Source organism: Ewingella sp. CoE-038-23 (assembly GCF_040419245.1).
Lineage (GTDB): Bacteria > Pseudomonadota > Gammaproteobacteria > Enterobacterales > Enterobacteriaceae > Ewingella > Ewingella allii.
On record NZ_JAZHOH010000001.1, the window covers coordinates 1,702,356 to 1,718,195 of the forward strand.

Annotated in this window: 16 protein-coding genes and 1 pseudogene; 6 read left to right on the forward strand and 11 right to left on the reverse strand. The window is 57.2% G+C overall.

What is annotated here, in order from left to right; translation table 11 throughout:
- Positions 1 to 23: 23 nt before the first annotated feature.
- Both alsS and budA read right to left on the reverse strand, forming a co-directional pair.
- On the reverse strand, positions 24 to 1,700 hold the full coding sequence (gene alsS, locus V2154_RS08025) for an acetolactate synthase AlsS (protein WP_353501774.1): 1,677 nt from the start codon (positions 1,698 to 1,700) through the stop codon (positions 24 to 26).
- A gap of 30 nt (positions 1,701 to 1,730) precedes the next feature.
- Positions 1,731 to 2,534, reverse strand: coding sequence for an acetolactate decarboxylase (gene budA / locus V2154_RS08030; protein WP_353501775.1), 804 nt, complete (start codon positions 2,532 to 2,534; stop codon positions 1,731 to 1,733).
- A gap of 104 nt (positions 2,535 to 2,638) precedes the next feature.
- Between budA and V2154_RS08035 the strand changes: the two are divergent.
- Positions 2,639 to 3,519 (forward strand): annotated as a pseudogene (locus V2154_RS08035) (LysR family transcriptional regulator).
- Between the two features lie 4 nt (positions 3,520 to 3,523).
- Here V2154_RS08035 and V2154_RS08040 read toward each other — a convergent pair.
- Positions 3,524 to 4,420 (reverse strand): oxidoreductase, encoded by an 897-nt coding sequence (locus tag V2154_RS08040; RefSeq protein ID WP_353501776.1) that lies wholly within the window; start codon positions 4,418 to 4,420, stop codon positions 3,524 to 3,526.
- Between the two features lie 211 nt (positions 4,421 to 4,631).
- Between V2154_RS08040 and V2154_RS08045 the strand changes: the two genes are divergently transcribed.
- Entirely contained in the window at positions 4,632 to 5,318 is a 687-nt protein-coding gene (locus tag V2154_RS08045) for an isochorismatase family protein (RefSeq protein WP_353501777.1), read from the forward strand.
- An 81-nt stretch (positions 5,319 to 5,399) separates the two neighbouring features.
- Here V2154_RS08045 and V2154_RS08050 read toward each other — a convergent pair whose 3' ends face one another.
- From V2154_RS08050 to V2154_RS08075, 6 genes are all read right to left on the reverse strand, one after another.
- Positions 5,400 to 6,362, reverse strand: a complete 963-nt coding sequence (locus V2154_RS08050; RefSeq protein WP_353501778.1) for a GlxA family transcriptional regulator — start codon at positions 6,360 to 6,362, stop codon at positions 5,400 to 5,402.
- Between the two features lie 140 nt (positions 6,363 to 6,502).
- Positions 6,503 to 7,117, reverse strand: a complete 615-nt coding sequence (locus tag V2154_RS08055; RefSeq protein ID WP_353501779.1) for an ATP-dependent Clp protease proteolytic subunit — start codon at positions 7,115 to 7,117, stop codon at positions 6,503 to 6,505.
- Between the two features lie 24 nt (positions 7,118 to 7,141).
- The gene (locus V2154_RS08060) at positions 7,142 to 7,471 is read right to left on the reverse strand and encodes an SRPBCC family protein (RefSeq protein ID WP_353501780.1); all 330 of its coding nucleotides are present in this window, start codon (positions 7,469 to 7,471) and stop codon (positions 7,142 to 7,144) included.
- Positions 7,471 to 7,782 (reverse strand): ArsR/SmtB family transcription factor, encoded by a 312-nt coding sequence (locus V2154_RS08065; RefSeq protein ID WP_353501781.1) that lies wholly within the window; start codon positions 7,780 to 7,782, stop codon positions 7,471 to 7,473. Before V2154_RS08065 ends, V2154_RS08060 begins: the two co-directional genes overlap by 1 nt.
- Positions 7,783 to 7,820: 38 nt before the next feature.
- Entirely contained in the window at positions 7,821 to 8,204 is a 384-nt protein-coding gene (locus V2154_RS08070) for a tautomerase family protein (RefSeq protein ID WP_353501782.1), read from the reverse strand.
- A gap of 3 nt (positions 8,205 to 8,207) precedes the next feature.
- Positions 8,208 to 8,510 (reverse strand): carboxymuconolactone decarboxylase family protein, encoded by a 303-nt coding sequence (locus tag V2154_RS08075; RefSeq protein WP_353501783.1) that lies wholly within the window; start codon positions 8,508 to 8,510, stop codon positions 8,208 to 8,210.
- 101 nt (positions 8,511 to 8,611) lie between these two features.
- Here V2154_RS08075 and V2154_RS08080 point away from each other — a divergent pair, with 101 nt between their 5' ends.
- Entirely contained in the window at positions 8,612 to 9,493 is an 882-nt protein-coding gene (locus tag V2154_RS08080; RefSeq protein WP_353501784.1) for a LysR substrate-binding domain-containing protein, read from the forward strand.
- Between the two features lies 1 nt (position 9,494).
- Here the strand turns inward: V2154_RS08080 and V2154_RS08085 are convergent, their stop codons facing one another.
- The gene (locus tag V2154_RS08085) at positions 9,495 to 10,166 is read right to left on the reverse strand and encodes a DUF1345 domain-containing protein (RefSeq protein WP_353501785.1); all 672 of its coding nucleotides are present in this window, start codon (positions 10,164 to 10,166) and stop codon (positions 9,495 to 9,497) included.
- 337 nt (positions 10,167 to 10,503) lie between these two features.
- Here V2154_RS08085 and V2154_RS08090 point away from each other — a divergent pair, with 337 nt between their 5' ends.
- The 3 genes from V2154_RS08090 to V2154_RS08100 are packed head-to-tail and all read left to right on the forward strand — an operon-like array spanning position 10,504 to position 14,582.
- Entirely contained in the window at positions 10,504 to 11,298 is a 795-nt protein-coding gene (locus V2154_RS08090) for an IclR family transcriptional regulator (RefSeq protein ID WP_353501786.1), read from the forward strand.
- A complete protein-coding gene (locus V2154_RS08095; RefSeq protein ID WP_353501787.1) occupies positions 11,291 to 12,703 on the forward strand; it encodes a YfcC family protein in 1,413 nt (470 codons plus the stop codon). The genes V2154_RS08090 and V2154_RS08095 overlap by 8 nt, the downstream gene beginning before the upstream one ends.
- Positions 12,704 to 12,722: 19 nt before the next feature.
- Positions 12,723 to 14,582 carry a CocE/NonD family hydrolase gene (locus V2154_RS08100; RefSeq protein WP_353501788.1) on the forward strand — a complete coding sequence of 620 codons (1,860 nt, stop codon included), beginning with the start codon at positions 12,723 to 12,725 and terminating at the stop codon, positions 14,580 to 14,582.
- Between the two features lie 57 nt (positions 14,583 to 14,639).
- On the opposite strand, the gene V2154_RS08105 is transcribed toward V2154_RS08100, so the two are convergent.
- Complete coding sequence (locus tag V2154_RS08105) at positions 14,640 to 15,788, reverse strand: NupC/NupG family nucleoside CNT transporter (RefSeq protein WP_353501789.1); 1,149 nt, start codon at positions 15,786 to 15,788, stop codon at positions 14,640 to 14,642.
- Between the last annotated feature and the right edge of the window lie 52 nt (positions 15,789 to 15,840).

A 15,840-nucleotide genomic window follows, 5' to 3' on the forward strand; every position in this document is an offset into this window, starting at 1 on the left:
CGTTCGGGGCAGTGCACGCTTCGCTAGAACATTTCACCCATATTTAATTGCCCCATCAGCAGGGCGTTGTCGCTGTAATCCACCGGCACGGCGACCACCGCCGGGCCTTGCACGTCCATGGCGGCGCGCAAGGTGCTTTCCAGCGTGTCGGACGACGTGACGGCAAAACCCTTAGCGCCGAAGGCTTCGGCATAGGCTTTAAAGTCTATCGGGCCGAATTTTACGCCGGAAGTGCGCTGGTATTTCTTCTCTTCCTGAATCGCCACCATGTTGTAGCAATCATCCACCCAGATGATGTGCAGCAGATTCACGCCGAGCCGCACCGCGGTTTCCAGCTCCATGCTCGACTGCATAAAGCCGCCATCGCCGGACACCGACACCACTTTGCGGCCGGGTTCTACCAGCGCCGCGCCAATCGCCCACGGCAGCGCCACGCCCATGGTCTGTTGGCCGTTGGAAATCAACACCTGCCGCGCCCGGAAGCTATACAGATAGCGGGCGATCCAGATGTGGAAACTGCCCATATCCACGCACAGGGTGACGTCGCTGTTGACGATGTCCTGCATTGCCCGCACCAAACGAAGAGGATGAATGGCGAACTGGTTCAGGCTGCGGCCTTTCTGCGCCAGCAGTTCGCGCTGCTGGCGGCGGTCATCGAGGATCGAAAGTGTCTCGGTACTGAGGGTAAACTGCTGGTGGACCTGCTCGGTCAGCAAGTCCAGCGTGTCGGCGATGTCGCCCACCAGTTCAACATCCGGCGTGTAGTCGCTGTCCGTCTCGGCAGGCACCACGTCAATATGCACCAGCTCCGCCGTGCCGTTGCTCCACTGCGCCGGTTCATACTCCACCGGGCTGTAGCCGACGGTGATAACCAGATCAGCATTGCGCAGCAGGCGGTCACCGGCCTGATTGTTGAACAAGCCGACGCGTCCGGCAAAACGATGGAAGTGCGCCTGTTCAATCACGCCCGCCGCCTGGTAGGTGCTGGTGACCGGCAGGTCGCTTTTGTTGAGGAAGCGGCGAATGGCTTGTGCATTGCGCGGCTGGCTAGACATCAGGCCGAGCAGCAGCACCGGCCTTTTGGCTTTCTTCAGGCAGGCGGAGACTTGGCGGATCGCGTCGTGCGGCGCGCTGCCGAGGGTTGGCGAGTGTGCACTCAGCAAGCGGCCCTGCGCCGGTTCATTGATAATGTCCATCGGCAGGCTGATAAAAGAGGCTCCGGGGCGGCCAAATTCGGCGGCGCGAAAGCCGTTCGCCAGCACTTCGGACAGGGCAGATGACGAAGTCACTTCGGCGGCGAACTTGGTCACCGGGCGGAACATCGACACCGTGTCCATGGTCTGGTGGACCTGTTTCACATGGTCGGCGCGTTTTACCGCGCCGCCAATGGCCACCAGCGGGTCACCTTCTGAGGTGGCGGTCGCCACGCCGGTGATCAGGTTTGAGCAGCCGGGCCCCGAGGTGACCAGCGCCACGCCTGCTTTGCTGGTCAGGCGGCCGACGGCCCCGGCCATAAAGGCGGCGTTAGCCTCGTGGCGTACCGGAATGGTCACAATAGAGGAGTCGACCAGCGAGTCAAATACCCGGTCAATCTTGGCGCCGGGAATACCAAACACGTGCTTCACGCCCTGCTGTTCAAGCTGGGCTACCACTAAGTCCGCGCCACATTTCCACGCATTTTTGCTGTCTGAATTTTTCATGATTACTGCTCCTGAGTGGATGTTGTGGGATTAGCTTTCAACCGAGCGAATAGCGTCATCAAGGTTTTCGGGGCTGAGATCGGCCTGCATAAAGTCACTGTCCGTTGGGAAGTCGATCAGCAATTTGTCTACCGTGCCGAAGGTTAAAACGCCGCTTTCCAACTGATAATCCAGCACGTGGCCGCCGCTGCTGCGCTCGCGATTAATAAAGTGTTCGTGGTAACCGGCGACGTTAATGCCTTGCATATATTCCGGCGTGAGGAAGCCAATCAGCACCCCTTCGGAATTCTCAATATGGAAGGTCGGCTGGGCCTCAATGGCTTCCAGCATCGGCTTGTACGGACGGTGCTGTTCCGGCACGGTGCGGGTGTCAACGCGGCTAAACACGCCGTCAATGCGCAGGGCGCAGAAGGTGTTATTGCTGGCAATCACTTCATCAATGATCTGGTGAATTTCATCGCGGCTATGGGGCTTGTCGAGGTGATATTCATTAGTCGGGTTGAAGAATGTCATCACGGCAAACGGGGTTTTCTGATCCGGCTGCGCCCGTCGCGCCGTACCGTCGCCGCGCAGTTGGAAGATGTTGCTGTTGAAGGCGATCAGCTCGCCGTCAAGATGGTTGAAAGTGCCGAGGCCGAAATCGCCATGTTTCAGCAGGTCAGCCATGGTGGTGTTGCCTTCATAAACCCCGCTCAGCAGGGCGCTCATCATTGAGGACTGGTAGATAACGCGCTCAGGGTGCTGCTGCTGAAGTTGCAGGGCACTGCGCGTGATATCCGCCACGCAAGAGCAGTCGCTGTGGTCATCGTGGCGGTGAAGTTTGTGGGCTGTCATGGTGTCGCTCCGGTTGAAAATGGTTAGCGTTGTTAACTAAAGGTTGACTCCATTCAGCAGGGAGTTCCAATATGATGGAATGTTCACTTTGAGACGTTTTTGATATGGAACTTCGTCATCTGCGTTATTTCGTGACGGTGGCCGAAGCCGGGAACTTCACCCGCGCGGCCGAGCAACTTGGGATCTCACAGCCGCCGCTTAGCCAGCAAATTCAACGGCTTGAGCATGAAATTGGCGCGCCGCTGCTGCGGCGATTAACACGCAGTATTGAGCTGACCGAGGCGGGGAAGACCCTGTATGACGACGCGGTAAACATCCTCAAACTGACCGATGTGGCGCTGGAAAGGGCGCGCAGCGTGGCGCGAGGTGTTAGCGGAACGTTACGCATTGGTTTTGCCAGCTCCACGGCGTTTAACCCGCAGGTGTTTGCGCTGCTGCATCGTTTCGAGACAGTTACCCGGCAATGGAGCTGTTGCCGCAGGAGAAGGAGATGTCGGCGCTGATGACCGCGCTGGCCGACGGCGCCATTGACGTGGCGTTTATTCGCCTGCCGTGTGAGCGCAGCAAAGATTTTGCCACGCGGGTGATTGATTTCGAGCAGATGGTGGTGGCCTTGCCGCACGCCCATCCGCTGGCGCAGGGGGGCAATATCAGCCTTGAATCGCTGAAAGATGAAACGCTGATCACCTTCCCACGCGACATCTCGCCGAGCCTGTATGACTCAGTGATTGCCGCCTGCAATGAAGCCGGGTTCACGCCGAAGCTGGGCCAGCAGTCACCTCAGGTGACGTCGGCAATCAGCATGGTTGCGACCGGTTTTGGCTACGCGGTGGTGCCCGCGTCGCTGGGGAAAATCGACGACGAGAATGTCAGCTTCCTGCCGCTGACCGGCCCGTCGCTGACCACGCAGGTGGCGCTGGCGTGGCGACGCAATGACAACGGCAAGGCGGTGCTGCGCTTTCTTAAACTGCTGGAAAATAAATAGCTTATCAGCCGGGGCCGTCGCTGGCGGCTGCCAACAGCGGCACCACTAAGTCGCTGATTGGCGTGGCAATGCCGTGTTTGCGGCCATAGCGCTGCACCACGCCGTTGCGAATATCCCATTCAAGCTGCCGTCCCGCCTGTCGGTCGGCGAGAATCGATGTACCCAGATCCGCGGGGGCTTGATGGAAGCCCGCGATGATCTGCTGTGGGACATCATCCCCCAGCGTTGCTCCTTCGGCGCGCGCCACGAGCAGGCATTCGCGCAGGTAGGCCAGCGACAGGTCGGTGATATCGCTGCGAGAGAACATCCCCGCTCGGCGGCCGGTCAACACCATCAGCCCGGCGACGGCGTTCTGCAACAGCTTGCGCCACGCCACCGAAATGAAGTCAGCCTCGACTTCGACTGAACACCTCGTCCCCTCGAGTGCCTGAATAACACGCTGAGCGGCGGGCATGTCGGGCAGGGTGAGGCGCGGCTTGCTGCGCAGCCATACTGACGCGTCGGCTTCGCGCTGGGCGGGGAACCATACCACCGAAGGCAGCACTGGCCCTCCGGCAAGATAAGGGGAAAGCAGGGTTTGCTGTTCAACACCGTTTTGCAGGGCGCAGACCACGGTTTGCGGGCCACAGAGGGCGGACAACCAGGGGGCTATGGCGTCAATCTGGGTGGTTTTCACCGCCACAAAAACCAGATCGTAAGGCTGACTCAACTGTGGAACATCCACCTTTACCGGCCCCGGCACGCGGATCTCGCCGCCGTCGAAGCGCAGCTCAAGCTGCGGATGGGGCGTGCGGCCATAAATCGCCGGAGTACGCCCGACTTCGTGCATCACGGCGGCGATAGTGGTGCCAATTGCCCCGGGACCAATTAGCGCCACGCGTGGGGAATCTTGATTGCTCATGGTTATCTTCCTGCCTGTTAGGTGACTGCGGTTTAATGCCTGCCAACATAATAAACATCTTATATGACACTTTCCCATGCCTATTTTGGCCCAATATGACTGCTTTTGGTGACCCCGGTGACTGTCTGAAAAGTGCGGCGAGTCGCACAATGCATCCCACAAATTGCGACGGGAAATGTCTTCTGTCGACCAATGATTAGGATGAAATTCAATGAAAAAGTTATTTGCATGCAGCGTACTGGCGTTATCTATGTCAGCTTCTAGTTTGGCGTTTGCCACCACGGCGGCACAGGCTCCGACTATTCGCACCATGTCCGGCGCGCAGGCGACGACTTCTCTTGAAGCCAACGCCACGGCGCTGATTGTGATCGACTTCCAAAACGAATATTTCAGCGGGAAAATGCCGATTCCTGATGGTATGAAAGCCCTAAAAAACACCCAGCGTCTGGTGAAATTCGCCCATGACCACAAAATGCCAGTGTTCTTCGTCCGCCACCTTGGCCCAGCCAATGGCCCGCTGTTCGCCGAAGGCAGTAAATTTGCTGAGTTCCACAAAGACCTGCAACCGACCAGCGTTGACCACGTAATCACCAAAGCCACGCCAAGCTCCTTCGTCGGGACTGACTTGGATAAACAGCTGAAAAAGCTGGGGATCAAGAAGCTGCTGGTCACCGGTTTGATGACCCACATGTGTGTCTCTTCCACGGCGCGCGACGCCGTGCCATTGGACTATGAAGTGATTATTCCAGAAGACGCCACTGCAACCCGTGACCTGGCGACCTGGGATAACAAGGTGGTGGATCACGCAACACTGCAACGCGCAGCGCTGGCGGGCGTGGCTGACGTATTTGCTGAAATCAAAACTACTGACGCCGTGCTGGAACTGCCGGTTCACTAATTCACACTAAGCCAGCATCCACTATTCCCGCCCGGTGATATCAGCCGTGGCGGGATTTTTATTGGCGACATTCCAACCGCGTTATTCTCCCAGCGTTTTAAATTCCCGGCGATACAGTGAAGGCGAGGTTTTAAATTGCTGCTGGAAGTGGCGACGCATGGAAAGAGCAGAGCCGAAACCTGCTTCTTGCGCGATGCGTTCAACCGGCTGGTCAGTTTTTTCCAGAAAGCGTTGGGCGACGGAAAGGCGCTGGTTTAACAGCCATTGGGTGAAAGTGGTGCCAGTGACCTGCTGAAAACGGCGGGTGAAGCTGCGGCGGCTCATCAAGGCTTTGTCTGCCAGTTGCTCTACGGTCAATGCATGTTGCAGGTGGGAAGAGGCCCAGTTCAAAGCCTGCATAAAGCGGTCGCCGCCCGCCGTGTTATACACCGGCCGCTCAACAAACTGCGCCTGTCCGCCCTGACGGTGGGGCGGAACCACCAACTGGCGTGCCACCGAGTTGGCAATGTCCGCGCCACACTGCTGGCGAACCAGATGCAGACAGCAGTCAATGCTGGCCGAGGTGCCTGCGGAGGTCACAATGTCGCCGTCATCTACATAAAGTACGTTTTGGTCCACCTTCAGCGACGGGTAGAGGCGGATAAAATCGTTCATCCAGTTCCAGTGGGTGGTGGCCGGGCGGCCATCGAGTAACCCCGCCGCTGCCAGAACAAAAGCCCCCATGCATAAGCCGACCACTTTGGCCCCGCGCTGGTGAGCGCGAAGCAGGGCATCAATCAGCTCTTGTGGCGGCAAAACCTCCGGCTGACTCCAGCTCGGCACAATCACCATATCCGCCTCTTCCAGCTTATGTAGCGGGTGATCCGCTACGATGGAAAAGCCGGTGTTGGTGCGCAACGGGCCGGACTCTGTGCCACAAACAAACAGTTGATACAAAGGTTTACCCTGGGCATCCACTGCCTTTTCAAACACGGCGCAAGGCACGGAGAGGTGGAAAGGGATGATATCGTTAAATACTACAATTCCGATTTTAATCGCGGACATAAGTCCTCCTGTGCCTGCTGTATCGGCACCAAGCTCGACAGCTAATCAGGTTTTAGGAGGTTCGAGAAAGGTTGTCAACGCGTTTAGGCCCTCGCTGACAATTACCATTTTTGTCCTACACAGAACCCGGCAAAGAGCACTTAAAGCAGATTCTCCGCTGGCTGGCGATGGTGCAGCACGCGGTCAATCAATCCCCATTCGGCCGCCTGTTCGGCGGTCATAAAGTTATCGCGGTCGAGCGCTCGCTCGACCTCTTCGGTGGTGCGCCCGCAGTGCTCGGCATAGAGCTTAATCATCAAGCTTTTGGTTCGCTGCATGTTCTGCGCGTGGATGAAAATATCCGTGGCTTGCCCCTGAAATCCGCCCGACGGCTGATGTACCACCACGGAGGCATTTGGCAAGGCGAGGCGATGCCCCGGCTCTCCGGCCATCAGCAAGAATGACCCCATCGAGCCCGCCGTGCCCATGCACAGCGTGTGCACCGGTGCCTGAATAAAGCGCATGGTGTCGTAAATCGCCAATCCGCTGGTCACTGACCCGCCAGGGGAATTGATGTAGAGATTAATCGGCCGCTGAGGGTTTTCTGCCTCTAAAAACAGCATTTGCGCGCAGATTAAAATCGCCATGCCGTCATTCACTTCGCCATTGAGAAAGATGATCCTTTCACGCAGCAGACGCGAATAGATGTCGAAAGAGCGCTCGCCGGTGCTGGATTGCTCCACCACCATCGGGATAATTTGCATCGCGTCTGGCATAAAACCTCCATAGTTTACATGTGGTTAGGCGGCGCACATCAGCAGGGCGTCGGCATCGTTGGCGGCAATTCTGACATCATCTAGGGTGTGAACAATCTTCAGCACACTGCCGTCGCCGTGGTCGGGCCGAATCTGAAACAGCACCGTGCTTTCGAGGTACGGCGGCTGGTCGTCGCGCATGCGCAAACGCAGCTCTTGGTTGGGGGTGGTACTCAGCGGTTCGGCACTGGCGAGCAGATTATCCGGCAGCCACTGCTGGCGCAGAGTGGGGGTACTGATGGCCCGCCAGACCTTTTCCGGCGGGGCGTCGAGCCGGTATTCCAGCTCAAGCCGTGGGGGCGATTTTTGCGTCATTATTCCATGTCCTTCAACAAGGTTTTAAGACTGTCGATACGCTCAGGCCAGAAGGCGCGGTACTTCGCCAGCCATTGCGCGATAAGGGCGACGCCATCCGGGTCGACGTCGTAATTCACAAATCTTCCCTGTTTTTCTTCGCGGATCAGATGGGCGTTACGCAGCACCGCCAGATGCTGCGACATGGCGGACTGGCTGATGGTCAAACCTTCGCGCAGGGCGCTGGCATTCATACTGCCCGCCACCAGTTTGTCGAAGATGGCGCGGCGGGTGGGGTCCGCCAGCGCTTTAAAGATGTCATTTTCATTCATATAAACACATTAGTAGATACTAATGTGTTGTGCAAGTTTTAGGCCGAGGCTATTTTTCCTTCAGCAAAACACCAGTCATCGAGGCTGTTGAATTGCACCGTCACCATCACGTCTGACGGGCTGATTGCAAGGGCGGCCACTAGCCTGTCAGTCAGCAGCTGGTAGAATTCGGCTTTCTGCGCGCTGCTGCGCGGCTTGCCGCCAAGAATTGAAAACAGCAGAAAACGCGGGGTCCGGCCCTGCGCCAGATAGTGCGGGTCATACACCAGTTCGCCCGGCGCTTTGGGTTCTAGCACCTGAAAACGGTCATTGGCGGGGACGGCAAAGGCATCCACCAGTGTCTGGTGCAAAATCGCGGAAACCTGTGTTATTTGTTCCGCGTCGTAGCTGGCTTGGTGAAAGGTAATGCGCGAAATCGGCATAGATTACTCCTGCGGCAAGCATTCAAGGGCGGCCACGGCGGCGGGCCATCCGGCGTAAAACGCCAAATGGGTGAACAGTTCGACCATCTCTTGGCGCTCGACGCCGTTGCTCAGCGCAAAATCAATATGCCAGGGGATCTGCCCGCTGCGGCCAAGGGCGGTGAGCGTCGCCAGCGTGATCAAACTCCGGTCGCGGGGTGTTAAATCCGGGCGTTGCCAGATATCACCAAACAGCACGTCGTGGGTGAGTTCGGACAGTTTTGGGGCAACCCGTTGCAGGGTTTCGCGGTTCAACGGTTGGGACATGGTTAACTCCTGATAAGGGATGACAGGAGGATTGTTGCTCGGGTATAAGGTTTATAAAATCGAAATATTTGCAATGAAACGTCCATTAAATCGGGAGTGTTATGACGCCTATTACCTCAACGCTGGATCTCGACGCGCTGCGCAGTTTTGTGGTGGGAATTGAGTGCGGCAGCTTTGCTCAGGCCGCCGCGCGCCTGCACCGATCCACCTCGGCGGTGAGCGTGCACGTCAAAAAGCTCGAGCAGCAGTGTCAGGCGCAACTGGTGAAAAAGCAGGGGCGTCACTTGGTGCTGACACCCAGCGGTGAGCGGCTGATGGGCTACGCCAAACGACTTTTGGCGGTCAATGATGAAGCCCTGATGTCGCTGCGCGGTGCGTTATTGCAGGGCAGCGTGCAGCTTGGCTTGCAGGAAGATTTTGGCGAAAGCTTTATTCCGCCGGTGCTCGGGCAGTTCGCCAAAGCCCACGACGGCGTGCAGGTGACGGCGCATATCGCCCGCAATCAGGTGCTGATAGAAGCGACGGAAAGCGGCGAGATGGATTTGGCGCTGATCTGGTGCCAGCAGCAGCCACACAATGCCTTTACGCCGTTGAAAAGATTACCGCTACGCTGGATCTCTACCCCGGACTTCCCCCTGAGTGACTATCTCCAGCGCGGCGAACCCGTGCCGCTGGTGATGTTCGAGTCGCCGTGTCTGTTTCGCAAATGCGCCACCGACGCGCTGGACGCGGCGGGCATTGCGTGGCGGGTAGCCTTTGTCAGCCAGAGTCTGGGCGGGATATGGGCGGCGGTGAATGCGGGATTAGGGATCACCGTGCGCTCGGCAATTGGCGTGCCGGACTCTCTGACGTCAAACCTCAGTGCCCAGCTGCCCGCGCTACCTTCCATGGCCATCGGCTTGATCCAGCGCCAGCCGAAACCTTCTGAAGTGGTAGAACAACTGAAGCAATTACTGCTACTGGAGCTGGAGCGGCAGCTGTGAGCTAGCTCATTAACCCCGCCGCAACGTTTACCGACAGCCCCAGCACCGCCAGATTAAACACAAATGCCAGCACCGACTGGATCAGCGTAATGCGCCGGACTTCGGTGTTGCCGGTGGCGACATCGGCAGTCTGGCAGGCCACCGCCAGTGTGAAAGAGAAGTAGAGGAAGTCCCAATATTCCGGCTTGTCGATCTTATCCGGAAATAGCAGCGCCTTATGGGACTCCACGCCGCGCCGGTAATAGAGATGGGCGTAATGCATCGAAAAGGCGGTCGGCAGCAGCGACCAGGAGACAATTAGCGTGGTCACGGTAAGAATTAAATGGAAGGATTTCGCCGTGCCGGAGAGCTGTTTCACCGTGCTCAGCTCCATAAAAATCACCAGCATACTCACCAGACAGGTGATGCTGACCAGCGTCAGCACCTGCGTGGCGCTCTCATCCTGCGACTGCGCCACTTCGCGAATTCGCTCGGGCTTAGCGGTCATCATCTGTACCCAAATCAAAATCAGGTAGAGCCACGCCAGCACATTCCAGCTGACCATTAACCGTTCAAAAACAGACAGATGTACCGAAAATAGTGGCAATAAAAAGTAGCACGCCACTCCCGCGATAATGGCGCAGAGCAGGCGCGGGCGGTTATGAACATAGTGCTTTATGGGGAAGAGGGACATGGCGCGGCAAAACCTCAGGTTAATCAGTTAAGTTAACTGTAGCCGCGAAATGGTTTTCTCACCTTAGGCCCACTCTGGATCGCAAAGATCGAAAAAGATAACAAATTGTTAAAAATCTTCGCGTAGAACAAAATCCAGTGATCTCGCCTGTCATTGCCTCTCTCCGCCAAAGTAAAAACTGTCCATTTTTTATCTGCTGCTATTAAACACCATCCCCAATCGCTTTGCGCCAAATGCCCCTGCCTTGTCAGCGCATAAGAAACATGCAAGTCTGCATTTTCTCCTAAAATGAAACATTGGTTCATCTAGTGAACCGATTGATAATAAAGGAAATTTAATGACGGAATTCAATGTGGCTAGCGTGGATAGCGCGCTGCGTTTGCTTAACCTGCTGGCGGAAAACCCGGGGCTAGGGCTGAGTGCGATCGCCCGCAAAAGCGGCCTCACCAAGTCGCGCACCTATCGCCTATTGTGCACGCTGGAAAACCAGTTTTTTGTCCAACGCTCCGGGGAGCCGGTGACTTACCGGCTGGGGCATCAGCTGCTGGTGCTGGGCGTCAATGCCCGTCGGCAGATTAACCTGACGGAAATCGCCGAGCCGGTGCTCGACCAACTCAGCCAGCAGTTGAATGAAAACCTGCAAATTCGTCTGCGCGAAGGGAGTGAAATCGTGCAGATCGCCGTGCGCACCTCGCGGCAAGTGCTGCAAGTGCGCAGCGCGGTGGGCAACCGCCGCAAGTTGGGGGCCGGGGCCTCCGGTAAGTTGCTGCTGGCCTATGCGCCGGAAGAGCTGCGGGATGAATTTTTGCAGCAGTCGCCGCAGCCGGAGGCTCTCCGCGCCTTATTAGCCGACATTCGTCAGCGGCAGCTCTGCTGTTCACAGGGCGAATTAACCACGGGCGTCTGGGCATTCGCCGTGCCGGTTTTTGATAATCACAATCGCTGCGCGGCCTCCCTCAGTCTTAGCGCCCCCGCCGGTCGGGCGGAACAATATCAGCAGCCGATGATTGAGGCGCTGCATCGCGCCGCGGCGCAGATCTCTCACCAGTTGGGCAGTCCGGCCTATGGCTCGCTGCCGCTGGCTCCACTCCTCGCTTCCTATCATGACAATAAGGCGGAAATTGATGGCTGATCTCTCAAAAGAGGCTGCACCGGCGAACTCGCCTATGCGCCAGATGAATCCAACTTTGGTACTGCTGTTTATCGTGCTGCTGGCAGTGGTGATGACCTGGGTGCTGGACTCCGGGCAGTTTCAGCATGAAGGCAAAAAAGTGCTGCCCGGCACCTATCAGGTGATCGACAAAAGCTTCTCGCTGGGGCAAGTGGTGGGGCTTGGCGCAGCGGACAGCAGCGCGCAGGCCCAGCCCGCCAGCCTGATTGACGGCTTTCTGGCGATCCCGGCTGGCATCATCAAGCAGGCCAGCCTGATTGTCATGGTGCTGTTCATCGGCGGCATGTTTGGCATTTTGAATGAGGCGGGGGCGATCTCGGCGTCGCTCGAAAGGCTGCTCAGCGTCACTAAAGGCAATATCTACCTGCTGGTGCCTTTCCTGATGATTGCCTTCTCGGCGGGTAGCACCTTTATGGGGCTAGCCAAGGAGTATCTGCTGGTGATCCCCATTGTGGTGGCGCTAATGAATCGCCTCGGGCTGCCGAATATTCTGGGGCTGGCTATTGTGGCGATCGCAGTAAAAGTCGGCTATTTGGCGTCGATCACCAACCCTTACGCACTCTCCATCGCCCAGCCGCTGGTCGGCCTGCAAATTTTTAGCGGCCTGAGCATGCGCGTCTTCTCTTACTGCGTGTTTATGTTTTTTGGCGTGCTGTACGTGCTGTGGGCCATTCGCAAACACGGCAAGCTGAAGGACGCCACGGTGGCGTTTTCCGCCACGCGCCTCTCTTCGCGCCACACCCTGATGATGCTGACCCTGACGGTGGGCATCGCTTTCATGGTGTACGCCGCCAACCAGTGGCAGTGGAAAAACGCCCAGTTGGCCTCTTACTATCTGTTTATGAGCATGATTTTCGCTGCGATGAGTGGCTTAGGGGCCAGCGCCTCGGCCGACGCCTTTGTCAGCGGCATGAAGAAAGTGCTGATTGCCGGATTGCTGATTGGGCTGGCGACGGCGGTGGAAATCGTCCTTAGCCAAGGCAAGGTGATGGACACGCTGATTAACGATCTGGTGCAGCTGGTGGGGCAGCACGGCGCCTATGTCTCGGCCTACGGCATGTTTATCTGCCAGCTGCTGCTCGACATCGTGATCCCTTCAACCTCGGGGCAGGCCGCCGTGACCATGCCGATCCTCGGGCCGCTCGGCCAGCTTTCCGGCGTCGCGCCGCAAACGACCGTGCTGGCGTTCTTATTCGGTAATGGGCTGACCAATATGATCACCCCAACTTCCAGCGGGCTGCTGATTTTCCTTGCCTCGGCGCAGGTGGGCTGGACCCAGTGGGCGAAATTTATCCTGCCGCTATTTATCTTTTTCATGCTGTTGAGTATCGCCATGCTGACCTTTGCCGTTTCGATTGGCTATTAATGAAAACAAGGAGCGTTTTGTGAACAGAAGTCAGTCTGAAGTGGTCAGGCAGGGGATGGTGCGTTTGGCCGATTGCCGGGTGGCGATGCGCGACGGCGTGCATCTGTCGACCGATGTCTATCTGCCGGATGCGCCGATTGCGCGCCTGCCAGTGGTTATCGAGCGCACGCCCTATGACAAGCGCGGGCAATCGCGCTCGGAGGTGAATCGCGACGGTACGCAGATATCGCGCGAAGCCATGGCGCTGGCGCTGGTCCGGCGTGGCTACGCGGTGGTGTTTCAGGATTGTCGCGGTCGCTACGGCTCGGAGGGAATATTTACCAAATACACTTCGGAAGGGCCGGACGGCGTCGACACGCTGGCGTGGATCCTCCAGCAGTCTTGGTGTAATGGGCAGATTGGCAGCATGGGGTTATCTTATGCCGCCCACACCCAGATGGCGATGGCCTGCCTCAACCCGCCGGGGCTGAAAACCATGGTGCTGGACTCCGGCGGGTTCAGCAATGCCTATCGCTGTGGTATTCGTCAGGGCGGTGCGTTCGAGCTAAAACAGGCCACTTGGGCCTATAAGCAGGCGAAAGAGAGCCCGGAAGCACAGCAAAATCCACTGATCCTTCAGGCTCTTGAGCAGGAAAATATCCGCGACTGGTTTGCCGCCATGCCGTGGACGCCGGGCCATTCGCCGCTGCGCCACGTGCCGGAGTATGAGGCTTATCTGTTCGAGCAGTGGTCGCAGGGCACCTTCGGGCCATACTGGCAGCAAAACGGTATTTGTGCCGAGGGGAGCTATGAGCACATCCCGGATATGCCGGTGCTGTTTATGTCGAGCTGGTATGACGCCTACGTCAGCTCCACGCTGGATAACTTTAATGCATTTTGCCGTGGGAAAACCGCGCCGCAGCGCCTGATCATGGGGCCGTGGCTGCACGGCGATCGTAATGTGACTTATAGCGGCAACGTGGAGTTTGGCGAGGCGGCGGCCTTTGACGCCAATGTGGAGACTGACTGGCTGAGTTGCCGAATCGACTGGTTCGACCGCTGGCTCAAACCGGCTGAAGCCCAGCCGCAGGGCCATCAGGTTACTGTTTTCGCCATGGGCGGCGGCAGTGGCAAGAAAGATGACAATGGGCGACTCATTCACGGCGGCCAGTGGCTGCACGATGTGCAATGGCCGCTGGCGGAGAGTCAAAAACAGGTGCTGTATCTGCATGCCGACCACAGCCTGCTGTCGCAGCCGCCGGAGAGAGCGCAGGGCGAATTGCGCTATCAGGCCGACCCGCGCCACCCGGTGCCAACCCTCGGCGGGGCGCTGACCTCCGGCCTGCCGGTGTTTGCGGGGGGCGCTTTTGACCAGCGGGAAACGCCGGAGTTCTTCGGCAGCCGGGGAGACAATCTGCCGCTCAGCGCCCGCTCTGACATTCTGGTGTTTGAAACCGGCCCGCTGACTGAAGACCTGCTGGTGGCGGGGGAGATCCGCGTCCACCTGTGGGTAGCCAGTGACGCGCCAGACACCGATTTCACCGCCAAACTGGTGGATATCTACCCGCCCTCGGAGGACTACCCGCAGGGCTATGCGATGAATATCACCGACGGGATCATTCGCTGCCGTTATCGCAACGGCTGGGAGCAGGAGCAGATGCTGACGCCGGGCGAGGCGGTGGAAGTGGTCATCGAGCCTTTCGCCACTTGTAACCTGTTCCGCGCTGGCCATCGCCTGCGACTGGATATCGCCAGCAGCAACTTCCCGCATTTTGACTGCAACCCCAATAGCGGCGAGCCGGAGGGGCAGGCGCGATTAAAACGGGTGGCGACCAATAGCGTATTTGTTGGCGCGGGGAGAGCCTCAAGGCTGGAGCTGACGGTGAAGAAAGTGAATTAAAGCGGGAGGAGAAGCAGGTTGCAGCCGTGGCGGCTGCACCCTGAGAGTTCGCGGGGATTAACGGTAAACCAGACCCACGATTGAAGCAGACAGCAGGCTCACCAGCGTTGCGCCAACCAGCAGGCGGAAGGCGGCGCGAGCTACCATGTTACCCTGAACTTCTTCGATACTTTTTACGGCACCGGCGATGATGCCAACGGTAGAAATGTTAGCGAAGGAGACCAGGAACACCGACAGAATCGCCACGGTGCGGGGTTCCAAATGGGCAATCAGGTCTTTCATCTGCAGCATGGCAACGAATTCGTTAGCCACGATTTTGGTGCCCATGATGCTACCAGCGGTCAGTGAGTCTTGGCTCACGATGCCGGTCAACCACGCCACAGGGTAGAACAGATAGCCAATGATGTCCTGGAAGCTCTTACCGAAGCCGCCGAGGAAGATGGCGTTGACCATCGCCAGCAGGGCGTTAAAGCCAACCAGCATCGCGGCAACGATCATCGCCATTTTGAAACCGGCCATGATGTACTCGCCCAGCATTTCTACGAAGCTGTGTTTCGGCACGTTCAGTTTCGGCATTTGATTATCGGCTTCGTCAGAATACGGGTTAACCACCTGCAACACGGCGAAGGTCGAAAGCATATTCAGGATAAGCGAGAGCATCACGTAACGCGGTTCCAACAGGGTCATATAAGAACCCACAATAGACATGGAAACGGTAGAGATCGCGGTTGCCGATAATGTATACATGCGGCGTTCATTAAGGTGCGGAACAATATCTTTAATAGCGATGAAGTTTTCTGATTGCCCGACCAATAAAGAACTCACGGCATTAAAGGATTCCAGACGCGGCATTCCATTAATTTTGGATAAGAGATAGCCGATGCCTTTAATCATTAATGGCAGAATACGTAAATGCTGGAGAATACCAATCAGCGCGGAAATAAAGATGATTGGGCATAATACGAATAAGAAGAAGCTGAACTGGTTGTCATTCACCAGACCGCCAAATACAAAGTCTGTACCGACGCGAGCGTAGCTCATCAAGTTAGTAAACACGCCAGATAGCCCAGAGATCAAGTACACACCGGCCTGGCTGTATAACAGCACCCATGCCAGTACGATTTCAATCACCAGAATTTGCACTACAAACCGCAATTTAACACCGCGTTTGTTGTAGCTTATCAGCCAGCCGATACCGAATATCATTATAAGGCTCAGAAGGAAATGCAATATATTTGACGCCATAAAGGCTCCAATG

Excerpts from the sequence above, each read along its gene's own strand:
- V2154_RS08050 (WP_353501778.1), bottom strand. The coding sequence starts at position 6,362 with ATGTCCGCGATTAAAATCGGAATTGTAGTATTTAACGATATCATCCCT.
- budA (WP_353501775.1), bottom strand. The coding sequence starts at position 2,534 with ATGACAGCCCACAAACTTCACCGCCACGATGACCACAGCGACTGCTCT.
- V2154_RS08075 (WP_353501783.1), bottom strand. The coding sequence starts at position 8,510 with ATGTCCCAACCGTTGAACCGCGAAACCCTGCAACGGGTTGCCCCAAAA.
- V2154_RS08045 (WP_353501777.1), top strand. The coding sequence starts at position 4,632 with ATGAAAAAGTTATTTGCATGCAGCGTACTGGCGTTATCTATGTCAGCT.
- V2154_RS08105 (WP_353501789.1), bottom strand. The coding sequence starts at position 15,788 with ATGATATTCGGTATCGGCTGGCTGATAAGCTACAACAAACGCGGTGTT.
- V2154_RS08095 (WP_353501787.1), top strand. The coding sequence starts at position 11,291 with ATGGCTGATCTCTCAAAAGAGGCTGCACCGGCGAACTCGCCTATGCGC.
- V2154_RS08085 (WP_353501785.1), bottom strand. The coding sequence starts at position 10,166 with ATGTCCCTCTTCCCCATAAAGCACTATGTTCATAACCGCCCGCGCCTG.
- V2154_RS08090 (WP_353501786.1), top strand. The coding sequence starts at position 10,504 with ATGACGGAATTCAATGTGGCTAGCGTGGATAGCGCGCTGCGTTTGCTT.
- V2154_RS08060 (WP_353501780.1), bottom strand. The coding sequence starts at position 7,471 with ATGACGCAAAAATCGCCCCCACGGCTTGAGCTGGAATACCGGCTCGAC.
- V2154_RS08055 (WP_353501779.1), bottom strand. The coding sequence starts at position 7,117 with ATGCCAGACGCGATGCAAATTATCCCGATGGTGGTGGAGCAATCCAGC.
- V2154_RS08065 (WP_353501781.1), bottom strand. The coding sequence starts at position 7,782 with ATGAATGAAAATGACATCTTTAAAGCGCTGGCGGACCCCACCCGCCGC.
- V2154_RS08080 (WP_353501784.1), top strand. The coding sequence starts at position 8,612 with ATGACGCCTATTACCTCAACGCTGGATCTCGACGCGCTGCGCAGTTTT.
- V2154_RS08070 (WP_353501782.1), bottom strand. The coding sequence starts at position 8,204 with ATGCCGATTTCGCGCATTACCTTTCACCAAGCCAGCTACGACGCGGAA.
- alsS (WP_353501774.1), bottom strand. The coding sequence starts at position 1,700 with ATGAAAAATTCAGACAGCAAAAATGCGTGGAAATGTGGCGCGGACTTA.
- V2154_RS08040 (WP_353501776.1), bottom strand. The coding sequence starts at position 4,420 with ATGAGCAATCAAGATTCCCCACGCGTGGCGCTAATTGGTCCCGGGGCA.